The organism is Ruegeria sp. AG6 (assembly GCF_056541565.1).
Genome location: NZ_JBQFYQ010000013.1, coordinates 39,731 through 63,867, shown reverse-complemented (window position 1 = coordinate 63,867; position 24,137 = coordinate 39,731). Strand labels below are relative to the sequence as shown.

Below are 24,137 nucleotides of genomic sequence, written 5' to 3'. Positions count from 1 at the left end.
TTCGACAAATGGAAAGGTCTGGGGGCTTACGCCTCCAGAACTTCCCAACGTTTCGTCTTCGATTTCGGCGCGCATTCGATGATGCGTACAGTGTCGCCGACCTTGAAGGCGTTCTTTTCGTCATGAGCCCGGTATTTCTTGGACTTACGAACGGTTTTTTGCAGCAGCGGGTGCTTGAAACGGCGTTCAACCGAAACAGTCACGGTCTGCTCGTTGGCGTCGCTGGTTACTACTCCGGACAGGATACGCTTGGGCATAGGATTACTCCTCCGATGCCGCGGCAGCGGCCTTTTCGTTCAGAATGGTTTTGACGCGGGCAGCATTGCGGCGGGCCGCTTTGATACCAGCTGTATTTTCCAGCTGACCGGTTGCCTGTTGAAAGCGCAGGTTAAAGCTTTCTTTCTTCAGGTTGGCCAGTTCCTCGCGGAGCTGGTCCGGGGTCTTGTCACGCAGTTCTTGGGCGTTCATCGCCTTTTTCCTTTGCTCAAAACACCAGAAGGCCCCCTTGCAGGGTCACCTTGGACCTGGTGGATGAATGATAGACATACGAACCCCCCGACTCGGCCGGGGGACTTGCAGGATGCCGTCGTATAAGGGTTTAGGGGGTGGGTGGCAAGGGTAAGTTTGACGTCTTCTTTACGCCAAGGGAATAAGTTGCTCCCGGTCGCTGAGCGGGTGGCCAACCACAAAGGTTCCGCGAAGTATTCCTCCTCCAAACTCAGGCCAAGGTCTGTATTGCCAACAGGCCGCGTTCGGCGCCCAATAGAGAAGGCCCAAAAGCCTGAAGTTCACAGAGGAGGTAAGAAAATGACCAGTCCTTATTCAGGAGGATGTGAACACGTCAAGATAGTCGCAGCGGCAGAACCGATAGACAACCATGAATGCCATTGTGATGTCTGTAAGTCCGTGACCGGACAGCACACAACCCATGTTGCGTTTTTTAACTACTCAGACCTGTCAGCAGACCCCGAAGATAAGATGAACCGTCAACCATTCAACGCCAACAATCCCGATGGCCCTTTAGAGCTTTGCACATGTTCAGAGTGCGGGGCCGCGCTGATGCTTGATGATAAGCAAAAGCGCATACGCGTGGCTGTACCCAACGTGATGGGGTATGATGACAGCCAGTTTCCGGCAGCGACTTACCACGCGTTTTATGATGACAGCAAAGGGTACCCCAAGCCTGATGACGGACGACCGGTATATGAAGCGCTTCGTCCAGAATTTGCTTGGCCTTCACCTGCCAGCTGACAGGGCGTAAGCTCATTCTGAGCGAAGTACCAACGGTGTTCGCTGACATTCAAGATGCCGGTATTCGGTGGGAGCGTTCAGTCCCACCGATAGTTGAAACTGACCGATATCCGCTCTTCCTCGGCCATGTTCATCGGCACCTCGTGGCGTAGCCAGCTTTCCCACAGCAGCACGTCGCCGACCTGAGGCTTCATATAGATAAAGGGCTGCAAATCGCGCCGCCCACCTTTGATCCGCGTTGGGGCCGCCATCATACGGCCCGAGCGGGGGTCTTCCAGCTTCAGCGCACTTGCCCCCTCGGGCATCGACACGTACGTCGTGCCCGAGATCACGCTGTGCGGGTGCAGGTGGCTGGAGTGCATGCCGCCCTCGGGCAGGATATTGATCCAGAGGTCCTCGAGCTTCAACTCTCCCTCGCCCAGATCGAATTCCAGATCCTTGGCGAAGGCCGCCACATGCTGATCCAGCACTTTGACCAAATCGGCAAAGATCGGGAACCGCCATGGCAGATCAGTCAGCGAGGCATAACTGGTATAACCGGGATAGCCGTTTTCCTCACACCAATCCTGCCCGGCCTCATCGTCCGCGGCAATGACAAGGCACGAGTTTTCCAGTTCTTCCGGGTCGATCCTGGGATCAAACTCAGACAATGCAGCGCGGTAGAGACGGGTTACGAAGAGTGATTCAATCTGTGCCATAGCGCCCTCTTAACCCAGCTTCACCGCGATTGCGATGGCTCTTTTGCGAGGCTCTGCCTCGCGCTCCGGGATATTTTTTGCCAGATGAAATCCGGATCCCCTGCTTCATCTGGCCATAAATATCCCGGGGGAGTCGCGGCTTGCCGCGGCGGGGGCAGCGCCCCCAAATGATAACCCCCGCCGGTTTCCCGACGGGGGTCAAATATATCACGAACGGGGAAACCCCCGGATCGCTTACCAGTCTTCGCGAACCACGACGCGGGTCTTGATCGGCAGCTTCATCGCGGCCAGGCGCAGGGCCTCGCGGGCGATGTCGTCATTGACGCCGTCGATTTCGAACATCACGCGACCGGGCTTGACCTTGCAAACCCAGCGGTCCACCGAACCCTTACCTTTACCCATACGAACTTCGATCGGCTTTGCAGTGACCGGAGTGTCGGGGAAGATACGGATCCAGACACGACCCTGACGTTTCATGTGACGGGTCATGGCACGACGTGCAGCTTCGATCTGGCGTGCGGTGACGCGCTCGGGCTGCAGGGCTTTCAGACCGTAGGTGCCAAAGTTCAGATCAGAGCCGCCCTTGGCTTCGCCCTTGATCCGGCCTTTGTGCATCTTGCGGAATTTAGTACGCTTTGGTTGAAGCATATCTTTCCCTCCTTAGCGACGACCGCCACCAGCACCACGAGGTGCAGGGCCGTCCTGGAGTTCCTGTGCTTTACGGTCACGTGCCTGCGGATCGTGCTCCATGATCTCACCTTTGAAGATCCAGACCTTGATCCCGATGATCCCGTAGGGGGTCATCGCTTCGGCATGTGCGTAATCGATGTCGGCACGCAGGGTGTGCAGAGGCACGCGGCCTTCGCGGTACCATTCGGTCCGTGCGATTTCGGCGCCGCCCAGACGGCCAGCGACGTTCACCCGGATACCCAGGGCACCCATGCGCATGGCGTTCTGAACCGAGCGCTTCATTGCGCGACGGAACGAAACACGACGTTCCAGCTGCTGAGCGATCGACTCGGCAACCAGCTGCGCGTCAAGCTCGGGCTTGCGCACTTCGACGATGTTCAGGTGCAGTTCGCTGTCGGTCATCTGGGCCAGCTTCTTGCGCAGAACTTCGATGTCTGCACCTTTCTTGCCGATGATGACACCCGGACGTGCGGTGTGGATCGTGACGCGGCACTTCTTGTGCGGACGTTCGATGATCACACGTGCAACACCGGCCTGCTTGCACTCTTTCTGGATGAACTCACGGATCTTGATGTCTTCCAGCAGAAGATCACCGTAATCCTTGGTGTCAGCGTACCAGCGGCTGTCCCAGGTGCGGTTGACCTGCAGGCGCATGCCGATCGGATTGACTTTATGTCCCATTAGGCTTGCTCCTCAACTTGACGCACCTTGATGGTGATCTCCGAGAACGGCTTCATGATCTTGCCGAAACGGCCACGGGCACGCGGGCGACCGCGCTTCATGACCAGGTTCTTGCCAACCCATGCTTCGGCGACGATCAGCTCGTCAACGTCCAGGTTGTGGTTGTTTTCGGCATTCGCGATTGCGGACTGCAGGCACTTTTTGACGTCCTGCGCGACACGCTTGTTCGAGAAAGTCAGGTCGGTCAGAGCCTTCTCGACTTTCTTGCCGCGGATCATTTGCGCAACCAGGTTCAGTTTCTGCGGGCTGGTGCGAAGCATGCGGGTTTTCGCCATTGCTTCGTTTTCAGCCACGCGGCGGGGGTTCTTTTCCTTGCCCATGACTTACTTCCGCTTCGCTTTTTTGTCTGCGGCGTGACCATAATAGGTCCGGGTCGGCGAGTACTCACCGAACTTCTGACCAATCATGTCTTCCGTGACGTTTACCGGGATATGCTTCTGGCCATTGTACACACCAAAGGTCAGACCCACGAACTGGGGCAGAATGGTGGAACGACGCGACCAGATCTTGATGACTTCGTTGCGGCCCGACTCGCGCGCTGCTTCGGCTTTTTTAAGCACATAAGCATCGACGAAAGGACCCTTCCAAACAGAGCGAGACATAGATTAACGTCCCTTCTTCTTGGCGTGCCGCGAGCGGATGATCAGCTTCTGGGACGCTTTGTTCTTGTTGCGGGTACGCTTACCCTTGGTGTCCTTACCCCACGGTGTAACCGGTGTACGGCCACCCGAGGTACGACCTTCACCACCACCGTGCGGGTGATCGATCGGGTTCATTGCAACACCACGAACCGACGGACGTACGCCTTTGTGGCGCATACGACCGGCTTTACCGAGGTTCTGGTTCGAGTTGTCGGGGTTGGACACGGCACCAACGGTGGCCATGCATTCCTGACGGACCATGCGCAGCTCGCCCGAGCTCAGACGGATCTGAGCGTAGCCGCCATCGCGACCAACGAACTGAGCGTATGTACCTGCCGCACGTGCGATCTGACCGCCTTTGCCAGGCTTCATCTCGATGTTGTGGACAATGGTACCGATCGGCATGCCCGAGAACGGCATTGCGTTGCCCGGCTTGATGTCAGCTTTTGCCGACGCGATGACCTTGTCACCAACAGCCAGACGCTGCGGAGCCAGGATATAGGCCTGCTCGCCGTCTTCGTATTTTACCAATGCGATGAATGCGGTCCGGTTCGGGTCGTATTCGATCCGCTCGACGGTTGCCGCGACATCAAATTTGTTCCGTTTGAAGTCAACGATCCGGTAGAGACGCTTTGCGCCACCGCCGCGGCGGCGTGAAGTGATCCGTCCGGTGTTGTTCCGGCCGCCCGATTTGGTCAAACCCTCAGTGAGAGACTTGACCGGACGTCCTTTCCAAAGCTCCGAACGGTCGATCAGCACCAGCCCGCGCTGGCCCGGCGTCGTCGGCTTGTACGACTTGAGTGCCATGCTTTCTGTCTTCCGTTTAGCAAGTGCGAGGGGGTTCCCCGCTATGTGAGAGGCCCCCGTAGGTGCCAAGGGTATAGGGCCCCGAAGGTCCCCGGTTCAAAATATCTAAGGCCCCGGAACGAATCCGAGGCCGCAAGATTGGGTGCGTTTAGCAGTGTTGGGGCCGGGTGACAAGAGAGAGTGTCAAACTTCTTCTGTGGCCGTGAAAACCGCACCCTGGCCAAACGCGTCGTGGTTTACGGCCGGGATGTTAAACCCAGAAAAGCACGAACTGTTGCTGGAACTCACAGAGCGGGAACAGGACCTGACAGAAAAGGTTGAAATCGTTTCCTGTGGATTTTGGTGCAGTGAGCCTCGATCGGAAGGCTCGGTGACCGGGCTAATTATTGTCGGGCCGGAAGGTTTCGCGGAAACCGATCTGGCAAAGTGCTGCCCCTGCAATTAGTCCAATGTATTTTATGTTGAGCCGCTGCTGCTTGGCGGCCGCATTCATGAGCGGGCTTGGGGAAGCATCCGACCGAGTGACCGTAATCGTCGATTCATCAAGATACGCTTTCTATATTGGCTTCGCTAGATCACCAACTTCGGCCTTCAATGGCATCCAATCCTCTTTTGGGTTTTCTTCAACCTCCTCCACGCTGGCACCAAGTACTGCAATGCCCCCTGTCCTGCGCGTTATCACTTTGCGGCCCGGCGAGTTTTCACGTTGATCGCTGGAGATTGTGGATATCCTTTCTTGCAAATGCGTAACACGAGCTTTCCCCACTACGGTTTCCAGAACTCCAAGATCTTCGCCCGTTTTAGGGTCTATGACATTCTCTCCAACACGAAAAACTAGGAAGCGATCACCGTTGGAAACTCCAGCTGCTTCGCCAGAGTTAATCACAAGTGTATACTCATCTATGACTTGCACGACTCTTGGTAGAGCTTCGTATTTGTTGTCGTTCATCGGTATAGCCCTGGTTTTACTAGGATATCGTCCTTTGAAGCCTTCAAAACCGCAAGATATTCGGAATGATCACCGTCAATTGCAGCGGTTTTCAATTGAACGAGTTCATTGGATTGTATGTTTATGACTTCAGCCCCGCATATTAGCTTTTCGAAGTCATCTTCCATCAAGTAGATCGCTGTTCCGACGCCAATACCAAGCCACGGACTTTTCTCAACGATTAGTATCCCATCGTCTCTTACAATGCGTACTTTAGGAGAAGCGAGGTAATCCTCGGGCTGCCAGCTAATTATGAGCCAACCAACCAAAAGTAATAAGAACAAATATGCCCCATGAGTCAGCAGCAGCCCGCTGTTGCTATCTACCCATGTTTGTCCCTTGCTGATCTGCACAACCACAAAAACGACAGCAAGAAATCCGCCTATGCTGCCAATCGCTTTTGTGTAACTCAGAAAGTCTTTCTTGAAAATTTCGGACACAATACGTTTGCAATTTTGACTAACGCATCGCGCCTAAAGCGCGATGCTCTTGTAGCAAGAATACAATCGGAAGTTTTTTGTTCAAGAACTTTCTCTACCGTGCAAACTTCTTATGCTTCAACCGTTTGGGTTCCAGCGCATCCGGTCCCAACCGCCGCTTTTTATCCTCTTCGTAATCCTCGAAGTTGCCCTCGAACCATTCCACATGGGCATCACCTTCAAAGGCCAGGATGTGCGTACAGATCCGGTCGAGGAAGAAACGGTCGTGCGAGATCACCACGGCGCAGCCGGCGAAATCGACAAGCGCATCTTCCAGCGCGCGCAGGGTTTCGACGTCAAGATCGTTGGTCGGTTCGTCGAGCAGCAGGACGTTGCCGCCCTCTTTCAGCAGACGGGCCATGTGGACGCGGTTGCGCTCACCACCTGATAGCAGCGAGACCTTCTTCTGCTGGTCGCCGCCCTTGAAGTTGAAGGACGAGCAATAGGCGCGGGAATTGACCTGCGCGTCACCCAGCTGGATGATCTCGGCGCCGCCGGTGATCGCCTCCCATACGGTGTCGTTGTCTTTCAGGTCGTCGCGGGACTGGTCGACATAGGACAGTTCGACCGTGTCGCCCAGCGTGATGGTGCCGCTGTCGGGCTGTTCCTGACCGGTCAGCATCTTGAACAGCGTCGATTTACCCGCGCCGTTGGGGCCGATGACGCCGACGATGCCGCCGGGGGGCAGGGCAAAGTCCAGCCCTTCGATCAGTTGCTTGTCGCCCATATGTTTCGACAGACCCTCGACCTCGATCACCTTGCCGCCAAGGCGCTGGCCGTTGGGGATGACGATCTGGGCGCGGGTCAGCTTTTCGCGCTCGGACTGTTCCGCCAACTCGTTATAGGCGTTGATCCGGGCCTTGGATTTAGCCTGACGGGCCTTCTGGCCCTGACGCATCCATTCCAACTCGCGCTGCAGGGTCTTTTGCTTGGACTTGTCTTCGCGCGCTTCCTGCTCCAGCCGTTTGGCTTTTTGTTCCAGCCACGCGGAGTAGTTGCCCTCGTACGGAATACCACGGCCGCGGTCGAGTTCGAGGATCCAGCCGGTGATATCATCCAGGAAATAGCGGTCGTGGGTGACGATCAGGATGGTGCCCTTGTAATCGATCAGGTGCTGTTGCAGCCAGGCGATGGTTTCCGCGTCCAGGTGGTTGGTCGGTTCGTCCAGAAGCAGCATGTCGGGCGCTTCCAGCAGCAGCTTGCACAGCGCCACGCGGCGTTTCTCACCACCCGAGAGGTTGGCGATGTTGGCATCGTCCGGCGGGCAGCGCAGCGCCTCCATCGAGACATCGATCTGGCTGTCCAGATCCCACAGGTTTTCCGCGTCGATCGCGTCCTGCAGGGTGGTCATTTCCTCCATCAGCTCGTCCGAGTAGTTCTCGGCGATCTCCATCGCGATCTCGTTGAAGCGGTCGACCTTGGCCTTTTTCCCGGCCACGCCGAGCATGACGTTTTCGCGAACGGTCAGGGATTCGTCCAGTTGCGGTTCCTGCGGCAGATAGCCGACCTTGGCCCCCTCGGCGGCCCATGCCTCGCCGGTGAAGTCGGTGTCCAGGCCGGCCATGATCTTCATCAGCGTCGATTTACCGGCGCCGTTGACGCCGACGACACCGATTTTCACGCCGGGCAGAAAGCTGAGGTGGATGTTTTCAAAACACTTCTTGCCACCGGGATAGGTCTTGGAGACACCCTGCATGTGGTAGACATATTGATAGGCAGCCATGTCGCGTCCTCTGGGTCGGGGAATTTGGTTGAAACGCTGGATATCCGAGCGGGACGGGCGGGGCAAGCTGGTGGTTTTGTGAATTTCGTCTTTGGGTCGGGCGGCATAGTGTGGGTGCGTTGTAAATGGGGGTGTTATGTCGGAACTGGCCGAGTTGATTGCGGGTTGGGCGCAGCCCGGTTGCGTGACTTGGATCGGAGCGCGACCAGAGCGCCGGGCCGAGATGGTGTCACTGGAGGAATCCGTGATTACTGAGGCCGGTCTGATCAGTGACCGCGCCCGCGTTGGCAAGAGAGCAGTGACTTTGATCCAGCAGGAGCATCTGGCGGCGATTGGGTCGTATCTGGGGCAGGGGCCGGTTGCGCCTGAAATCCTGCGGCGCAACCTGGTGGTTTCGGGGATCAATCTGACGGCGCTCAAAGGGCGCGAGGTGCAGGTGGGCGAGGCAATTTTGCGCCTCACCGTGATTTGTGCGCCGTGCAGCCGGATGGAAGAAGCGCTGGGCAAAGGTGGCTATTCCTCCGTGCGTGGGCACGGAGGATGGTGCGCCGAAGTCGTGCGACCCGGGCGGGTTCGGCTGGGTGATGTGGTGCAACCTGTTGATTGACAACGCCTCGCAGTTCTGAACATCAGCAGGGTATGGAGCGGTACGGCATACCCTATGCGCGACCTGGGCAGGTCGTCGGTCTGTTCGGCGGGTCGTTTGATCCACCGCATCAGGGCCATGTGCATGTCACGCTTCAAGCGATAAAGGCGTTCGGGCTGGATCGGGTTTGGTGGCTGGTATCGCCGGGCAATCCGTTGAAGGAACGCGGGCCCGCGCCCATGGACAAGCGAATGGCGGCAGCGCGGAATGTGATGCAGCATCCGCGTGTCGAAGTGACGGACATCGAGGCGCTCACAGGTACACGCGCGACTGCGGATACTCTGACAGTGTTGCAGCGATTGTATCCACAGGTCCGATTTGTGTGGCTGATGGGGGCGGACAATCTGGCGCAGTTTCACCGCTGGAAAGACTGGCGAGGGATCATGGACAGTGTCCCTGTCGGTGTGGTCGCGCGGCCCGGCGACCGGATATCTGCCCGGATGTCCAGGGCGGCACGGGTCTATGCCAAGTACAGGATCGACGGGCAGGCGCGGCATCTTTTGGGGCGGGCGCAGGCTCCGGCCTGGTGTTTCGTGAATGTGCCGATGGTTGATGTCAGTTCCACTGAGATTCGGACGCGCGGCGAATGGCGCGCGGAAGTGTTGCCGGAATAGCCTTGCCCGGCGCATAATCGCAGCGAGTGGTTGCGCGCATTTGATCTGTGGGATTTTATTCCAACTATGGCTGGTCGTTTTTCACGTCGTGAGTTTCTGGGAGGATTGGGGGCGTCTCTGATCCCGGCAACTGGTTTGGCGCAGGCGCCGCTGGTCTCGCTCAGACCGCGCGCGCGTGCGGCGCTGTTGAGTGGTGCCGAGCGTTTGGTTGCAGCCGCAGGGTTGACGGGCGAAGTTGTTTTCGCCGTCGCGGATGTGGCGACCGGAAAGCCGCTGGAGGTTTTTGGTGAAGGTGCGGGCTTGCCCCCGGCCAGTGTCGGCAAGGCGATGACCGCGCTTTACGCGCTGGACGTTCTGGGGCCTGACCACCGGTTCGAAACCCGTTTGATCGCAGATGGGCCAATTGAAAACGGGATTCTGCATGGCGATCTGATACTGGCAGGCGGGGGTGACCCGCTGTTGGATACGGATGCGCTGGCCACGATGGCGGCCAACCTGCGCGAGGCCGGAATCACCGAGGTTCGAGGAGCTTTCAAGGTCTATGACGGGGCGCTGCCCTTCGTGTTCAGCATTGATCCCGGACAGCCGGATCATGTGGGGTACAGCCCGGCGGTAAGCGGGATATCGTTGAATTTCAATCGGGTCCATTTCGAGTGGAAGCGTGCCGGCAAGGGGTACGATGTGACCATGGATGCACGCAGCGCACGATATGTGCCGGCAGTGGATGTGGCAGCCATGCGGGTCGAGAACCGCAGCTTGCCTATCTATACCTATCAGCCAAGTGCGCGGCAGGACCGCTGGACCGTGGCCAAGGGCGCGCTGGGCAATGGCGGGGCGCGCTGGCTGCCTGTGCGCAAGCCCGCATTGTACGCGGGTGATGTGTTTCATACTTTAGCCCGATCCAATGGAATCGTTTTGAATCGGGTGCAAGTGACACGAGAGACGCCAAAAGGCGTCGACCTTGTGGTGCATCGCAGCGATCCATTGAACAGTATTTTGCGCGGGATGCTGAAATACTCGACGAACCTGACGGCCGAGATGGTTGGGCTGGCCGCAACCAAAGCGCGGGGCGTTGACCCGCGCAACCTGGCGGAGTCGGCGGCCGAGATGAACCGTTGGGCGTTTCAGAGCTTTGGCGTGAACGGGATCGCGATGGTCGATCATTCCGGTCTTGGCGATGCCTCGCGTATGGTGCCGGCGGATCTGGTTGCGTCCCTGGTCGCGGCCCGGAAAATGGGCGCATTGCGCCCATTGATGAAGCCTTTTGCCTTGACGGATCGCAATGGGCGGCCGGTCAAGAACCACCCGATCAAGGTCGATGCCAAGACAGGCACATTGAACTTCGTATCCGGGTTGGGCGGTTTCCTGACAACGGCGGACGGGGTCGATCTTGCCTTTGCCATTTTTACGGCGGACGTGGCCCACCGCGCCAAGATTCCTCGCGCACAACGCGAACGGCCTGAAGGCGCGCGCAGCTGGAACCGCAGGTCGCGGAAACTGCAACGGGCCTTGCTGGAACGTTGGGGTTCGCTCTACGGAAGCTGAAACCCTTAGATTGCCCAGATCAGACCGTGTGGCGCGCGCGTGCCCCGCGTTCGATTGCGGCGGCATGCAGCCGGTCGATATTCAGTTCGTACCGGATTTCTTCCAGCAGGCGCAGTTCCGTTTCAGCGAGCGAACCGTCGGCGGCTGCAACATCGCAAGCCAGCGCATAGGCCGTTTCGTTCAGACGCTCGGGCAGGTTTTCACGGATCAGGCCAAACAGCGCATCCAAACCGTCTTCTTGTTCGAACAGGTCAAAAACAATCTGTGATACACGACGGGTCCGATCGATGTCATACCCGGCAAAGACCGGCAGCATGTTCACGGCGACTTCGATCTTGACCAGCTCGGCGGTTCGGATGTTTTCGTCAGACGCCGAGACTGCAACCATGATAGCCACAAGGCAATCCTGCGGGGACATCGGGTGGGGCACTTGCTCGGTCATGGGATGGTCCTGATTGGGGTCGTTCGAGGACGCACGATATGAGCGCAGCGGGTCAGGTTCAACACCTTGTTTCATCCACCCCCGCGCGATCAGATATTCATGACCATCATTCCCGAAATCAAAAGCGCGGCCCCCAGCCAGTAGCGCAGCCCAAGTGTTTCGCCGAAGAAGACGTGCGAGGCCAGTGGCACAAGAACGAAACTGAGGGCCATGAAAGGGTAGGCCTGGGACAGGGTCAGATACCGCAGGACATACACCCACAGCACCGTAGCCGAGCCATAGATGGCAAAGGCTGTCAGAAGGAAAGGATCGAACAGCGTCTGGATGAGGCCCGCAATTCCGGTGGCTTCGCGCCCGTCAATCCGGTTTCCTGCCAGTTTGAACAGGATTTGCCCGGCCGAGATCATAACTGGTGTGCACAGCAAACCAACCCAGACCAGTGTCGTTGGGGCGGGCGGAGTCATCCTTGATGCTCCGGTTCCGGTTTTTCCCCGGGGCGGTCTTCGCAATAGTAGATGTCGCGCCCCAGATCTTCGCAGACATGGATGTCCGGGCTGGGATGCACCGCGCGCAGAAAGCTGTGGGTGTAGGGGAAAAAGTTGAAATGCGGATTGAAGGTGTACCTGCTTTCGCGTTCACGCGGGACGACGATAATGACGCGTTTTCGCGCGACACGACGCAGTTCAGCGATTGCTTGCCGGTAATCCAGAAGATGCTCGATCACGTGGGTGCAGATTACGGTGTCAAAGCTGTTGTCTTCGAACGGCAGTTCTTCGATCCGAGCTGCGACATAGTCGATATTGTCGATGGCTGCCGCATCATCGACGACGAAATCCACTCCTGTCAGTTGCGTGATGTCGGGTCGGGCGGCCTTTATGCGTTGCAAAAGAACTCCGGTGCCGCAGCCGACATCGCAGATGCTTTGCCCGACGATATCCTTGGCAATCCGCTTGATGCAGGCTTCGGAATTGTCGGTGCCCTGATGTACGCGCGGATGATCGCGGTAGAGTCTTTCGTATTCGTCATCCGTCAGATAGGTTGCACGTTCACGGAATTCGGCAAGGCGCGTGATATGGTCGCCCCAAACCCGGCATGCCAGCCAATGAAAGGCGGCGCTGTCACGCAGGATAGGCGGCACGATATCTTCGAGTACAAAGCGTATACGGTTGGTGGTTTCGCGTCGCATCCCGTTTCCTCTGGTCCGGGGAACCCCCCGTGTCGCCTTTGTCTAACACTGCCCGGTGAGCGTGCGAAACAACCGGGTCAAGTTTGCGCCCGCGCCCGTGTCTTTTTTGTTTCGGGTGAACAATCGGCCCACCATTGTGGCCTGAGCAAGGCTGGCCGGTGAAAATGCAGCGCAGATATCCCGGGCAGAGTGTTTGCGGGCCATGGAACGTTTCCCTACCTGCCCGAGGGCGACTGTTTTTTGGCGCAGTGTGTCGCGAATTGCGCCACTGCTTTATTGACTCATGCTGCACTGGCACAATAGGAGGGGCCGGTCCGGTTGCATGGGGTGACCGCGGCACTTTCCCCGATGGAGCACATTGAAATGTCTGAACTGCGTGAAACCGCGATGTCGTCCAAGGCCTGGCCTTTTGAAGAGGCGCGCCGGTTGCTCAAACGCTATCAGAAGGGTGCTCCGGAAAAGGGGTATGTGCTGTTCGAAACTGGTTACGGCCCGTCTGGCTTGCCGCATATCGGAACGTTCGGCGAGGTCGCGCGGACCACGATGGTCAAGCGCGCGTTCGAGGCGCTTTCGGACATGCCGACCAAGTTGATCTGTTTTTCAGACGATCTGGACGGGATGCGCAAGGTGCCCAGCAACGTGCCCAACCCGGAGGCGCTTGAGGAACATTTGCAGCGCCCGTTGACTTCGGTTCCCGATCCGTTTGGCGAATACCCCAGCTTCGGCGAGCACAACAACGCGATGCTGCGCCGGTTCCTCGATACCTTCGGATTCGAATATGAGTTCTATTCGGCGCGTGATTTCTATCGCTCGGGCCAATTCGACGAGATTCTGAAGCGTGCAGTTGAACGCTATGACGACGTGATGGCCATCATGTTGAAAAGCCTGCGGGAAGAACGCCAGCAGACCTATTCGATCTTCCTGCCGATCCACCCGGAAACCGGTCGGGTTCTGTATGTGCCGATGAAGAAAGTGTGTGCAGAGACCTATACCGTCACATTCGATGATGAAGACGGCAAGGAATGGACCGTTCCCGTCACCGGTGGCAACGTGAAGCTGCAATGGAAGCCGGATTTCGGGGCGCGCTGGGCAGCGCTGGGTGTCGATTTTGAGATGTACGGCAAAGAACATGCTACCAACGAAAAGATCTATGACGCGATCTGCCGTGCATTGGGTGGCCGCGCGCCCGAGCATTTCAGCTATGAGCTGTTTCTGGATGAGAATGGCCAGAAGATCTCGAAATCGTCGGGCAATGGTGTCTCGATTGACGAATGGCTGACCTATGCGCCGACTGAAAGCCTAGCGTATTTCATGTACCAAAAGCCCAAGACGGCCAAGCGGATGCATTTCGACGTGATCCCGAAAGCCTATGATGAGTATCATCAGCAGCTGCGCGCCTATCCGGGGCAGGACCTGAAAGCTCAGTTGAACAATCCGGTCTGGCACATTCACGGTGGCGACGTTCCAGAATCGACCCTGATCGTACCGTTTGCGATGTTGCTGAACCTGGCGTCGGTCTCGGGCGCGGAAGACAAGGAGACGCTGTGGGGCTTTATTCGCCGCTATGCGCCGGAAGCAACGGCTGAAAGCCATCCCGATCTGGATCAGGCCGCGGGCTTTGCGGTTCGCTACTTCAACGATTTCGTCAAACCAACGCGCAAACATCGCGCACCTACGGATCAGGAGCGCGAGGCGCTGGAAGCGCTGAAAGTCGCGCTTGAGGCTTATGATGGCCCGACCGAGGACGAGGCGCTCCAATCAGTGGTCTATTCCATCGGGCGTGAGCGGTTCGACCCCATGCGCGGTTGGTTCACGGCGTTGTACGAAGTGCTTCTGGGTGCATCGCAGGGCCCGCGTTTTGGCGGCTTTATCGCGCTGTACGGTGTGCCAGAGACAATTGGCCTGATCGACAAGGCGCTGGCCGGAGAGCTGGTCTGATTTGACCTGATCCCCTATGGGGCTACTCTTTTTTGCAGGAGGTGGCCCCATGCGTCGATTTTTGCTTGCTGTATCCCTGAGTGTTGGGCTGGGGTCGGGCGCGTTTGCGCAAAACGCAGAGATCGAAGCAAACATTTCGGCGCAGATACAGGCCTTCAAGGCGGATGATTTTGCCACGGCCTTCACCTTTGCCAGCCCCAGCATCCAGCGCCTTTTTCAGAACCCCGACAATTTCGGACAGATGGTGCGCAATGGATATCCGATGGTCTGGCGTCCTGCCGACATACGTTTTCTGGAGTTGCGTGAAATTGCAGGAGCCTTGTGGCAGAAGGTGATGATCACGGATGCAAACGGGCGTGTGCACATATTGGACTATCAGATGATCCCTCTGGAAGGCGGTTGGAAAATCAATGGCGTCCAATTGTTGGGCAACGCTGACCCTGCGGCCTGAGGCAACACCACCGTCACGGTGATATGAGCCGTGGTTAATTCTCTTTCGGTATTCAGACTGACGCGTTCGGGGCGGACCTGGACACGGGGTTTGGACGCGTCGCCAGATTGGCGTGGCGCGATTTAGAAAGGGTTTTCAATGAACAAGGCAATCACTGACGGCATCGTCTTCATGCCGCCTCAATTCGCGAATGGCCTGAACGTTTGGTCTGCGGGGGACGGAACGCCCGGCTCGCCCACATATGGTGGATCCGGCACGGGGGTTTTCGTGCCTGCGGATGCCGATTTTGGTGGCTGTCTGGAGATCCTGAAAGTCCAAACCACCCAACAGCTTCGATACATGGGCCAGACGCCGATTTTGCCTGGTTGCTATTTGCAGATCAAAGCGCGGGTCAAGGCGATCAGCGGCCCTTTGCCGTCGGTGCGCATAGCGGCCTGGGCCGGGGGCGCGGGGGACACGCATGTGTCAGGTGTTGTGGAGCAGGGGCCTGCAACACAGCTGTCAGGCTATGGAGGAGTGCATGAAATAACGGCGATTGTCGGAACCGGCAAACGCCCCGGCGTGGACATGCCTTGGGGGCTGGCCGCCCTGTATGGCCATTTTGGTCTGGATATTGAGGGCGCGAATGGGGCGCTGGTGCGTGTGGACGACCTGGAGATCACGGATGTCACCGGTGTCTTCCTGCGTGAGATGATCAGTGTTGTGGATGTGCGCGACTATGGGGCCATCGGCGACGGTGTGACGGATGATTCAGCTGCGTTTGAAGCGGCCGATCAGGCGGCGGGTGGCCGTCGGATTTACGTTCCGCAAGGGACTTATCATCTGGCCGAAAACACCAGTATGACGTCCGAAATGGACTTTGAAGGCACAGTCACCATGCCGGATGACAAGATGCTGTTGCTGACAAAGGATTTCCATCTGCCGGCTTACATCTCGGCTTTCGGAGACGAAGAACTGGCGTTCAAAAAAGCGTTTCAGGCCCTTCTGAACAATTCGGATCATGACTCGCTGGATTTGGGTGGTCGCAAGATTTCCGTCACCGCGCCGATCGACATGGCCGCAGCGGTTCCCAACAAGCAGAGTGGTTTTTCAACCCGTCGCGTGATCCGGAATGGTCAGTTTGATGTCAAAAGCAGTTCGGCGTGGGATACCGAAACGTTCACCTCGACTGCAACCTATGATCCGTCGGATAAAACGCGTCTGACCAATGTCGCGAATGTCGCCAACATTCCTGTTGGGTCCTACGTTGCCGGCAGCGGAGTCGGGCGCGAAATCTATGTACGGTCAAAGAATGTCGGTGCGGGTGAGATCACACTGAGTGCGCCTCTTGTGGGGGCTTCGGGGACCCAGTCTTTCACATTCTATTCACTCAAGTACCTGCTGGATTTCAGCGGCTTCAGCACGCTTCGGAAATTCGGCATGGAACAGATCGAATTTCAGTGCAACAGCCGATGCAGCGGAATTCGTTTGGCGGCCTCCGGCAGTACGTTTTCGTTGAGCGACTGTTTTATCAGCCGCCCGAAAAACCGGGGGATCACGTCGACCGGAACGGGGTGCAAGGGTATGCTGATCGATAATTGCCAGTTCCTGTCAGCAGAAGAATCCCTTGTCGTAACGGACCGGTATTCCATTGCGTTGAATACCAATTCAAACGATGTGAAGTTGCGCCACAACCGAGCGGTGCGTTTCAGACATTTCGCCGTTCTGGGTGGTGACAACAACATGATCCTGGGCAACCATGTCTTTCAGGGCGATAGCATCCCGCAAGGTGTGCGTACGGCCGGTTTGATCATGATCGGCACCTACAACAGTTCCACTATCGCCGAGAATTATGTCGACAACTGTTTCGTCGAATGGACGAATGAACGCGACCCGTCGCCGACCTACACGAGTGGCTTTTCGTTCAGTGCAATGAGCATCACGGACAACATCTTTTATTCCAGTCAGGCCCCGTCCTGGTTCAGTTTCATCGTCATTCGTCCCTATGGGCCCGGGCATTTTCTCAATGGCCTGGTCGTGACCGGCAACAAGTTCCGTGCCACGAGCGGTGAAATCTTTCGAGCGGATCGGGTGGATACAAGCTTTGCCGACTTGAACAAAGACAGGCACTCGAACGTGACCTTCCAGAACAATACGTATCATGGCGTAACAAGGAAATCCGCAAACCCGTTGAGGGTTCGTTATACGCAGAACTCGGTGTCCAATCTTTGGCCTGTTTCGGCAAACGGGCAGTTGCCTTTCGACGGCAAAGCAAGAAGCTGCGATGGGGTTGCGACGATCGGTGTGCTCTCGGGGGTGTTCAACAACCACGTCTTCAGTGCGCCTCATGTTGAGGTCGAACAGGGGGCGACAGGCGACAGTTTTCTGTTGCGTTGGCCAGAGCATGTGAAGGGTACGGCCTCGGTTCTGATGCGCATGGAACGTTAAAAGGCTGTCTGGCCACCCCGAAACGGGTGGCCATTTCACTCTGATCTGACCGTAAAATAACAGACCCGGTTTGCAAGGACGGCAGGAAATAGGCGACGTTTCATTTTGATGTGTTAGGCTTGGGACAGAAAGTGGAGAATCCCGATGCTGAAAATCGCCAAAAACGCCAGTGTTCAGACAGTTATCACGACCTTTGAAATGACGCCTGGCACCTGCCAGGACCTTCTGGAAGCTCTGACGGATGCCTATGCCGAATTCATTTCGAAGCAGCCAGGTTTCGTTTCCGCCGGGCTGCACGTCAATGACGCGCAAACCCGAATAGCAAACTATTCGCAATGGGAACGCCGCGAAGATTTCCTTGCCATGCTGCGCACGCCTGAAATGCGCGATCGCAACCGCAAGATCAACGAACTCTGCAAAAGCTTTGAACCGGTCATGTATGACGTCGCTGAGACATTCGGCAGTTCCTGACCTGAATCAAAGCCTGCAATTCGTATCTGTTTCAAAGTTAGCCTGCAAAAACGGAGGCTCACATCATGTATCACAACATTCTGGTCCCCATCTCGTTCGATGTTGAAAGAGATACATCCGGGCCTTTGAAGCTGGCCCAGATTCTGGCCACGCCAGACGCGCAGGTGACCTTGTTGCATGTGGTCGAGCATATTCCTAACTATGCAATCTCGTACATGCCGTCAGAATATCTGACAGAGGCGCGTAAGGCGATTCAGACAGAACTGGATGAACTGGCATCGCAGCTGCCGAATGCAAAGGGTTTGGTGATCGAGGGACATTCCGGCCGGACCATTCTGGATTGGGCCGAGGCGAACAAACCCGATCTGATCATAATTGCGTCCCACCGGCCGGGGATGCAGGACCTGCTACTGGGCTCTACCGCGTCTCATGTCGTTCGTCATGCGGCATGTGCCGTGCATGTGGTCCGCTGATGGCTAGAAATCCTGTGCGGTAAGGCGGCAGGCCCTGCCAAATCCGGCGTTCAAAAGGCCGTCTTGGATGGCGAACCGGACCAGTCCGAAATCGGCGAAATCGATATAGAGTTTCGCTTTGGGCCGTCGCGCCAAGTACCGGTCGCGCAAGTCACCATAGCCTGCCATGTCCCGGTGAACTGGCTGAGCGATCACGTGCAATGTCAGGCGCGGATGGGTCAGCGGGTCGCCCTTGTCTGCGGGCTCTCCGATCAGAAGGGCGCAGTTGGGACAAGCGCTCAGCGCGCGCGTGTGTTCCGCAAGGGTTGAAATCAGCGAAACAGGGCAACCTGCTTCATCCGTGGCCAGCGCGATCCGCGAGACAGACGGCAACCCGGTGTCAGGGCGCAGAAAGGCCAGTGCGGCAAATTTGGCCTGAAAGAGAAGGTCCTGTGCTTGCAAGCGCGCCGCTGCGTCGGGCGTCTGATAAGGATCGGATTGGGTCACGATATCGGTTCGGCAGCAAAAAATCGGGCAGATGACGGTCCCTGTCATTTTAAGTGCCTGAAATGGATTGCGCCATTTGTTTTACCTCAGCGATATGGGATTGCCTCGGCTTTGCCACAAATCGACGCTACAGATCAGACAATGCTGTTCAAGAAACCCTCGCAGGATACGCCTGATCCGAAGCCGCGGCCGTCCAGACGACACCGGCGCGCAGAGGCGACGCGCAGGCATGCGCTGTCTCCGATACGCATTCTGGTCATGGTTCTGTTGTTGCCGCTGACCACCGTGCTGATCGCCACGGGTGTTTTTCTGCGCCTGTCCGGATTTGAGCGGGAAGAGGCGGTGATCCACCTGATCGCATTGGCAGGGTGTGATGCAACGCAGTCGCTGGGGGTGGGGCCGTTTTACGAGGGGCAGGCGGGTTATCACAAGCGTAATGACCCGGATGGCGACGGGGTCGCCTGTGGCGCTGCCAGCCCGCCCCGGGCAACTGCGCCGCCAGTTCACAACAATCCCGAACCGCAACAGCGGTCTCTTGGAACGGCCAAGTTCGTGCGCCCCTGACGGTTGTAATCGCGAAGTCCAGAAAATCTGCTCGGGCCGGGGCCGGTTGCCTGTGTCATCCAGTTAGCCTCAAGCGAACGGGCGTCATGTCACAGTGGGATGGCAATGCAGCGGATCAACCCCATCTCATATGGATGGCAAAACAGGAGATCGTATGATGCAATGCCCGATTGACGGAACTCAACTGGTCATCACGGACAGAAACGGGGTTGAAATCGACTATTGTCCGCAATGCCGAGGTGTCTGGCTGGATCGGGGCGAACTGGACAAGATCATCGAGCGTTCGACAGCGTATTCTTCGCCACAACCCGGCTACGATGACCGGGCGGATCACGGCCATCGCAAGAAAAAGAAAAGAGGCGGCTTTCTGGAAGATCTGTTCGATTTCTGACCCGGTTAGGACAGCTGGGCCCCGGCACATTCGCGGAAAATGCGAACCTGGGGCGCTGCACCGTCCAAGGGAAATTCACTCACCCTGTCCTGCGTAAACGCATAGGCGGTCAGGTTGTATTCCAGCCCGTCCAGCACGTTTCCAAATCCGGTATCGGTAACCGTCAGCATCGATGCACCGTCAGATAGGACATGATGCGGAGTGGCGATTTCGATAGGGTTTGGCCCCTGGAACCGCATCGCGAACCATGGGGTATTGGTCCAACCTTCGGTCTTGCGGGTAACGGACAGGGTATAGAGCGGCTTTGCGGGGTCATAGGTCAGGAATAACTCTGCCGTGTCCGTCACGTGTGACAGGGTGCAGATCTGGCCCGCCGTTGCTTCCCACGCGGCGGCGGGTGTGCCGAGGATCAATGATAACAGGACAACGCGCATGGGGCGAAGTCTAGCGGCCGAAAAGTCCGGGGCAAGGGCTGCGTCAGCCTTTCATCGCATTCAGCAGGTCCAGCAACCCCTTGCGGTCGTCATCATCGGCATAATCGCCTGCGGCCAACCGTTCGGCGATGCGCAGGCGCAGACGCTCGTGCTGGGTGCGCACCTCTTCGCCGGCGGTTTCGGCCAGGGTTTTCATGATCACCGCCACCGCCTGCTGGCGCTTGGTGGTGGGGTTGGCGATGTAGTCGACCAGGCTCTGCTGCCCGGAATCGAGGATGTTTTCGGCCAGCGCCCGCAACTGATCGCCATTGGGCAGCAGCGGGGCGGGGGCATCCTCGGGTGGCAGAATTTCCGGCAGGCTGCGCGGGGTTTCGGCCAATGCGTTTGCGCCGTCGACGAAGGCTTCGGTGATCATGCGGGTGATCTTGATCGCGCGCGGGTCCTTGAACAGGGCCGAGGCGATGGCCACGCCGTAATCCGTATAGACCCAAGGGTTGACCCGCCGCCCGCCGCGACCCTTGGGCTTTGAAATCACATTCTGTGATTGCAGATCGGCCACCTCGGCATCGGTCAGCTGAAAGCGGTAGCCCTCGAACAGATCCTTGTTGCGCGAGACGGCCTGATTGAAAGCGCTGACGGATTTTCCGTAGAACTGCGCCAGATCCTCGGCCAGCACGACACGGGTGCCGCGCACCTTGTGAATGGCGTTTTGGACCTCATGCGTGGAGGGCAGGGTGTTCGGGTTCGTCATGGCAGCCGTTTGGAATCACAATTTGTGATTTCAAACGTGGAGGAGGGAGGGGTGGGGTGCAAGGGTGGAGTGTGGGGGTGAGATTGTCGCAACTGAGGATGAGGACTTAGCCAATTATCATGTCCCGACCTTCAAACTCGACAGTGTAGACATAAGGCGGTTTGTTCTCTGAGGTGGAGTTTAGATCTCTCGCCGCTATGGAAACGTCTTTTCCAAATACCTTCCGCAAGTTACTACAAAACAACCAAAGAACTATCATTTCAGAGCTGAACATCGTGGCACAGCGAAGCTGTCGAAGCAAAGAGGCCAAGTCCATTTCAACTGGAGTGTCATCACCTTTCTCAACTACTACTGAGGGTGCGGCAACGGACCCGTTCGGCAACAAGCGATAGTTCTGTAGTGCAAGTAATTGCCCGGGTTTAGGGTGTTCTTTTGCGTTCCTAAACCACCTAACGAAGCCCAAATCGTGCTCGATGTCGGAAAGTACGTCACTTTGATCAGCGGACGAAAATGCAGAAAAGTCCAATCTTCCTGCCAAGTCGCGAAACCAGTTCTCCTTCTTGCTGATGTCAGGAAAAAAGTGAAAACTCAATTCGCGAAGAATAGATCGAATATCTGAAAGAGCGTCATGGGCGTTAGACCATTCTCGTTCTAAATCTGCATAAACAGGTACCAAAAGCGACCTCATCGAAGGTGGCTGAAGGGTATCTTCTGTTTCACTTGAATGCTTCTCGAGTCGAAAAATTGTCTCATCAAGCTTGGCAAAGGCAACGGAAAGCGCCAAGGCTTTAGACAAGCAATAATCCCTATCGACTTCTATTTCTGAAAGGTTTGCTTCAAGAAAGTAGTGTACCTGAAGGAGAGTCTTTTTCACAACTTCAGAATGCGCCCCAATTGACAGGACTTGTTGTTGTGTATTCGGCAAGCCGACGTTTGAGCGGCCAGGATCGATAGCATCGGCGAGCTGAATTTTCCAAATGGAATTTTCTTTGACAACGTACATTGCTTCAGAGATTCCAATCATTATCAGACAGCGCTTTCCGTCATCACCGACCCTCATGCTGACGGCGCCGTCTCTAATTTTGTCGATTTCTTTTTGTGACATTGACTATCGCTTCCTCCGCTTCACATTCCCACCCCGCTGCCCTGGCCTGCCAGCCGTTGACCGTCCACGCGATTTCACCGCGTCTTCCGAGGCTTTCTCGACCGCCCATTGACGCGCCATGGGGTCGTCGGCGATGGCCAGATCGACCGCTTCCAAACGTTTGATCTCATCCCTGATATTGGCGGCTTCTTCGAATTCCAGGTTCTCGGCCGCCTTGCGCATCTGGTCGCGCAGACCGTCCAGATGGGCCTCGAGATTGGCGCCGTGCATCGGCTTGTCGATGGTGGCGGTGACGCGGTTCATGTCCACGTCGCCCTGATAGAGCCCGGCCAGAACGTCCTCGACATTCTTCTTTACCGTCTCGGGCGTGATGCCGTGTTCCTCGTTATAGGTGATCTGCTTGGCGCGGCGGCGGTTGGTTTCCTCCAGCGCGCGCTCCATGCTGCCGGTGATGCGGTCGGCATACATGATCACGCGGCCTTCGGCGTTGCGGGCGGCGCGACCGATGGTCTGGATCAGCGAGGTTTCGGAGCGCAGGAAGCCTTCCTTGTCCGCGTCCAGAATGGCGACCAGGCCGCATTCGGGGATGTCGAGCCCCTCGCGCAGCAGGTTGATGCCCACCAGCACGTCGAAAGCCCCCAGCCGCAGGTCGCGCAGGATCTCGATGCGTTCCAGCGTGTCGATGTCGGAATGCATGTAGCGGACTTTTATGCCCTGTTCGTGCAGGTATTCGGTCAGGTCCTCGGCCATGCGTTTGGTCAGCGTGGTGACCAGCGTGCGGAAGCCATTGGCGGCGACCTTGCGCACCTCGTCCAGCAGGTCGTCTACCTGCATCTCGACGGGGCGGATTTCGACCTCGGGGTCCAAAAGGCCCGTTGGGCGGATCACCTGTTCGGTGAAGACACCGCCGGTCTGTTCGATCTCCCACTTCGCCGGGGTGGCAGAGACAAAGACGGATTGCGGGCGCATGGCGTCCCATTCCTCGAATTTGAGGGGACGGTTGTCCATGCAGGAGGGCAGGCGGAACCCGTGTTCGGCCAGCGTAAATTTCCGCCGGTAGTCGCCGCGATACATGCCGCCGATCTGCGGCACGCTGACGTGGGATTCGTCGGCAAAAACGATGGCATTGTCGGGGATGAATTCGAACAGGGTCGGGGGCGGCTCGCCCGGCGCGCGGCCGGTCAGATAGCGCGAGTAGTTCTCGATCCCGTTGCAGACGCCGGTGGCCTCGAGCATCTCGAGGTCGAAATTGGTGCGCTGTTCCAGCCGCTGCGCCTCGAGCAGTTTGCCCTCGCCCACCAGTTGATCCAGCCGCTGACGCAGTTCCTTTTTAATGCCGATGATGGCCTGCTGCATCGTCGGTTTCGGCGTGACATAGTGCGAGTTCGCATAGACGCGCACCTGTTCCATCGTCGCGGCGCGCTCGCCGGTCAGCGGATCGAATTCGGTGATGCTTTCCAGTTCCTCACCGAAGAACGAGAATTTCCAGGCGCGATCCTCAAGGTGGGCAGGCCAGATTTCAAGGCTGTCGCCCCGCACCCGGAAGCTGCCGCGCTGGAAGGCCTGATCGTTGCGGCGGTATTGCTGGGCCACCAGATCGGCCATCACCTGCCGCTGGTCGTATTCGTGTCCGACCTTCAGATCCTGTGTCATCGCCCCGTAGGTCTCGACCGAGCCGATGCCATAGATGCACGAGACCGAGGCCACGATGATCACGTCGTCGCGTTCCAGCAGCGCCCGCGTGGCCGAGTGGCGCATCCGGTCGATCTGTTCGTTGATCTGCGATTCCTTCTCGATATACGTGTCCGATCGCGCGACATAGGCCTCGGGCTGGTAATAGTCGTAGTAGGAGACGAAATATTCGACCGCGTTTTCCGGGAAAAACCCCTTGAACTCTCCGTAAAGCTGCGCCGCCAATGTCTTGTTGGGGGCGAGGATGATGGCCGGGCGTTGGGTTTCTTCAATCACCTTGGCCATGGTGAAGGTTTTGCCCGTACCGGTCGCCCCCAACAGAACCTGATCGCGCTCTCCATCCAGAATGCCGCCTGCAAGTTCCTTGATCGCGGTTGGCTGGTCTCCTGCGGGGGCGAACTCCGTATGCATGACAAACCGTTTGCCGCCTTCCAGTTTCAGGCGGGCCCGAACATCTTCGGTTGTCATTTGAGTCTTGTCGGAATGGGCGTATGGCATGGGCA

The 24,137-nt window shown here is 57.3% G+C and carries 30 protein-coding genes; 11 read left to right on the top strand and 19 right to left on the bottom strand.

Annotation, left to right across the window (positions count from 1 at the left end):
• Nucleotides 1–26 precede the first annotated feature (26 nt).
• Together rpsQ and rpmC are read right to left on the bottom strand one after the other, a co-directional pair.
• The gene (gene rpsQ, locus ACR0I0_RS18940; RefSeq protein WP_171638085.1) at nt 27–257 is read right to left on the bottom strand and encodes a 30S ribosomal protein S17; all 231 of its coding nucleotides are present in this window, start codon (nt 255–257) and stop codon (nt 27–29) included.
• Between the two features lie 4 nt (nt 258–261).
• A complete protein-coding gene (gene rpmC / locus ACR0I0_RS18935; RefSeq protein WP_010437082.1) occupies nt 262–468 on the bottom strand; it encodes a 50S ribosomal protein L29 in 207 nt (68 codons plus the stop codon).
• Nucleotides 469–807: 339 nt separating this feature from the next.
• Between rpmC and ACR0I0_RS18930 the strand changes: the two genes are divergently transcribed.
• Nucleotides 808–1,251, top strand: coding sequence for a GFA family protein (locus tag ACR0I0_RS18930; RefSeq protein WP_209835310.1), 444 nt, complete (start codon nt 808–810; stop codon nt 1,249–1,251).
• Nucleotides 1,252–1,328: 77 nt separating this feature from the next.
• Here the strand turns inward: ACR0I0_RS18930 and ACR0I0_RS18925 are convergent, their stop codons facing one another.
• The 9 genes from ACR0I0_RS18925 to ettA all read right to left on the bottom strand — a co-directional run bounded on the left by ACR0I0_RS18925 (nt 1,329) and on the right by ettA (nt 8,018).
• Nucleotides 1,329–1,949, bottom strand: coding sequence for a 2OG-Fe(II) oxygenase family protein (locus ACR0I0_RS18925; protein WP_171725088.1), 621 nt, complete (start codon nt 1,947–1,949; stop codon nt 1,329–1,331).
• A 234-nt stretch (nt 1,950–2,183) separates the two neighbouring features.
• Nucleotides 2,184–2,597, bottom strand: a complete 414-nt coding sequence (gene rplP / locus ACR0I0_RS18920) for a 50S ribosomal protein L16 (RefSeq protein WP_117872242.1) — start codon at nt 2,595–2,597, stop codon at nt 2,184–2,186.
• Nucleotides 2,598–2,609: 12 nt separating this feature from the next.
• Complete coding sequence (gene rpsC, locus ACR0I0_RS18915) at nt 2,610–3,320, bottom strand: 30S ribosomal protein S3 (RefSeq protein WP_171638079.1); 711 nt, start codon at nt 3,318–3,320, stop codon at nt 2,610–2,612.
• Nucleotides 3,320–3,700, bottom strand: a complete 381-nt coding sequence (gene rplV / locus ACR0I0_RS18910; protein WP_039538267.1) for a 50S ribosomal protein L22 — start codon at nt 3,698–3,700, stop codon at nt 3,320–3,322. The genes rpsC and rplV overlap by 1 nt, the downstream gene beginning before the upstream one ends.
• A gap of 3 nt (nt 3,701–3,703) precedes the next feature.
• Nucleotides 3,704–3,982, bottom strand: a complete 279-nt coding sequence (rpsS, locus tag ACR0I0_RS18905; protein WP_068348022.1) for a 30S ribosomal protein S19 — start codon at nt 3,980–3,982, stop codon at nt 3,704–3,706.
• A gap of 3 nt (nt 3,983–3,985) precedes the next feature.
• Nucleotides 3,986–4,828 carry a 50S ribosomal protein L2 gene (rplB, locus tag ACR0I0_RS18900; protein WP_170356688.1) on the bottom strand — a complete coding sequence of 281 codons (843 nt, stop codon included), beginning with the start codon at nt 4,826–4,828 and terminating at the stop codon, nt 3,986–3,988.
• A gap of 556 nt (nt 4,829–5,384) precedes the next feature.
• A complete protein-coding gene (locus tag ACR0I0_RS18895; RefSeq protein ID WP_480492522.1) occupies nt 5,385–5,777 on the bottom strand; it encodes a hypothetical protein in 393 nt (130 codons plus the stop codon).
• Entirely contained in the window at nt 5,774–6,256 is a 483-nt protein-coding gene (locus tag ACR0I0_RS18890; protein WP_480492521.1) for a hypothetical protein, read from the bottom strand. Before ACR0I0_RS18890 ends, ACR0I0_RS18895 begins: the two co-directional genes overlap by 4 nt.
• Before the next feature lie 94 nt (nt 6,257–6,350).
• Nucleotides 6,351–8,018 (bottom strand): energy-dependent translational throttle protein EttA, encoded by a 1,668-nt coding sequence (ettA, locus tag ACR0I0_RS18885; protein ID WP_480492520.1) that lies wholly within the window; start codon nt 8,016–8,018, stop codon nt 6,351–6,353.
• Between the two features lie 136 nt (nt 8,019–8,154).
• Here ettA and ACR0I0_RS18880 point away from each other — a divergent pair, with 136 nt between their 5' ends.
• From ACR0I0_RS18880 to dacB, 3 genes are all read left to right on the top strand, one after another.
• Complete coding sequence (locus tag ACR0I0_RS18880; protein WP_171638071.1) at nt 8,155–8,625, top strand: MOSC domain-containing protein; 471 nt, start codon at nt 8,155–8,157, stop codon at nt 8,623–8,625.
• Between the two features lie 32 nt (nt 8,626–8,657).
• On the top strand, nt 8,658–9,278 hold the full coding sequence (locus ACR0I0_RS18875) for a nicotinate-nucleotide adenylyltransferase (protein ID WP_210093754.1): 621 nt from the start codon (nt 8,658–8,660) through the stop codon (nt 9,276–9,278).
• Between the two features lie 66 nt (nt 9,279–9,344).
• Nucleotides 9,345–10,823, top strand: coding sequence for a D-alanyl-D-alanine carboxypeptidase/D-alanyl-D-alanine endopeptidase (dacB, locus tag ACR0I0_RS18870; protein WP_480492519.1), 1,479 nt, complete (start codon nt 9,345–9,347; stop codon nt 10,821–10,823).
• Between the two features lie 19 nt (nt 10,824–10,842).
• On the opposite strand, the gene ACR0I0_RS18865 is transcribed toward dacB, so the two are convergent.
• From ACR0I0_RS18865 to ACR0I0_RS18855, 3 genes are all read right to left on the bottom strand, one after another.
• A complete protein-coding gene (locus ACR0I0_RS18865) occupies nt 10,843–11,265 on the bottom strand; it encodes a tellurite resistance TerB family protein (RefSeq protein ID WP_152459150.1) in 423 nt (140 codons plus the stop codon).
• A gap of 89 nt (nt 11,266–11,354) precedes the next feature.
• Nucleotides 11,355–11,729, bottom strand: coding sequence for an EamA family transporter (locus tag ACR0I0_RS18860; RefSeq protein WP_480492518.1), 375 nt, complete (start codon nt 11,727–11,729; stop codon nt 11,355–11,357).
• Nucleotides 11,726–12,451, bottom strand: a complete 726-nt coding sequence (locus ACR0I0_RS18855) for a class I SAM-dependent methyltransferase (protein ID WP_171725084.1) — start codon at nt 12,449–12,451, stop codon at nt 11,726–11,728. Before ACR0I0_RS18855 ends, ACR0I0_RS18860 begins: the two co-directional genes overlap by 4 nt.
• Nucleotides 12,452–12,814: 363 nt before the next feature.
• Between ACR0I0_RS18855 and ACR0I0_RS18850 the strand changes: the two genes are divergently transcribed.
• The 5 genes from ACR0I0_RS18850 (at nt 12,815) to ACR0I0_RS18830 (ending at nt 18,211) form a co-directional block, all read left to right on the top strand.
• Nucleotides 12,815–14,389 (top strand): lysine--tRNA ligase, encoded by a 1,575-nt coding sequence (locus tag ACR0I0_RS18850; RefSeq protein ID WP_480492517.1) that lies wholly within the window; start codon nt 12,815–12,817, stop codon nt 14,387–14,389.
• A gap of 49 nt (nt 14,390–14,438) precedes the next feature.
• Nucleotides 14,439–14,840 carry a DUF4864 domain-containing protein gene (locus ACR0I0_RS18845; protein WP_171725082.1) on the top strand — a complete coding sequence of 134 codons (402 nt, stop codon included), beginning with the start codon at nt 14,439–14,441 and terminating at the stop codon, nt 14,838–14,840.
• A 138-nt stretch (nt 14,841–14,978) separates the two neighbouring features.
• Nucleotides 14,979–17,267 carry a glycosyl hydrolase family 28-related protein gene (locus tag ACR0I0_RS18840; RefSeq protein ID WP_480492516.1) on the top strand — a complete coding sequence of 763 codons (2,289 nt, stop codon included), beginning with the start codon at nt 14,979–14,981 and terminating at the stop codon, nt 17,265–17,267.
• Nucleotides 17,268–17,411: 144 nt separating this feature from the next.
• Nucleotides 17,412–17,738 (top strand): antibiotic biosynthesis monooxygenase family protein, encoded by a 327-nt coding sequence (locus ACR0I0_RS18835; RefSeq protein WP_152459145.1) that lies wholly within the window; start codon nt 17,412–17,414, stop codon nt 17,736–17,738.
• Nucleotides 17,739–17,803: 65 nt separating this feature from the next.
• Nucleotides 17,804–18,211 carry a universal stress protein gene (locus ACR0I0_RS18830; protein ID WP_171725080.1) on the top strand — a complete coding sequence of 136 codons (408 nt, stop codon included), beginning with the start codon at nt 17,804–17,806 and terminating at the stop codon, nt 18,209–18,211.
• Nucleotides 18,212–18,214: 3 nt separating this feature from the next.
• Here ACR0I0_RS18830 and ACR0I0_RS18825 read toward each other — a convergent pair whose 3' ends face one another.
• Nucleotides 18,215–18,745, bottom strand: coding sequence for a HugZ family pyridoxamine 5'-phosphate oxidase (locus ACR0I0_RS18825; protein ID WP_480492515.1), 531 nt, complete (start codon nt 18,743–18,745; stop codon nt 18,215–18,217).
• A 93-nt stretch (nt 18,746–18,838) separates the two neighbouring features.
• Here ACR0I0_RS18825 and ACR0I0_RS18820 point away from each other — a divergent pair, with 93 nt between their 5' ends.
• The gene (locus ACR0I0_RS18820; protein WP_480492514.1) at nt 18,839–19,261 is read left to right on the top strand and encodes an excalibur calcium-binding domain-containing protein; all 423 of its coding nucleotides are present in this window, start codon (nt 18,839–18,841) and stop codon (nt 19,259–19,261) included.
• Between the two features lie 157 nt (nt 19,262–19,418).
• Nucleotides 19,419–19,652: a TFIIB-type zinc ribbon-containing protein gene (locus tag ACR0I0_RS18815; protein WP_209835348.1), complete on the top strand. Its 234-nt coding sequence runs from the start codon at nt 19,419–19,421 to the stop codon at nt 19,650–19,652.
• Between the two features lie 5 nt (nt 19,653–19,657).
• Here ACR0I0_RS18815 and ACR0I0_RS18810 read toward each other — a convergent pair whose 3' ends face one another.
• The 4 genes from ACR0I0_RS18810 to uvrB form a co-directional block, all read right to left on the bottom strand.
• Nucleotides 19,658–20,086, bottom strand: a complete 429-nt coding sequence (locus ACR0I0_RS18810) for an excinuclease ABC subunit B (protein WP_480492513.1) — start codon at nt 20,084–20,086, stop codon at nt 19,658–19,660.
• A gap of 43 nt (nt 20,087–20,129) precedes the next feature.
• Entirely contained in the window at nt 20,130–20,837 is a 708-nt protein-coding gene (locus ACR0I0_RS18805) for an ORF6N domain-containing protein (protein WP_480492512.1), read from the bottom strand.
• 106 nt (nt 20,838–20,943) lie between these two features.
• Nucleotides 20,944–21,942: a hypothetical protein gene (locus tag ACR0I0_RS18800; protein ID WP_480492511.1), complete on the bottom strand. Its 999-nt coding sequence runs from the start codon at nt 21,940–21,942 to the stop codon at nt 20,944–20,946.
• Nucleotides 21,943–21,945: 3 nt separating this feature from the next.
• Entirely contained in the window at nt 21,946–24,132 is a 2,187-nt protein-coding gene (uvrB, locus tag ACR0I0_RS18795) for an excinuclease ABC subunit UvrB (RefSeq protein ID WP_480492510.1), read from the bottom strand.
• Nucleotides 24,133–24,137 lie beyond the last annotated feature (5 nt).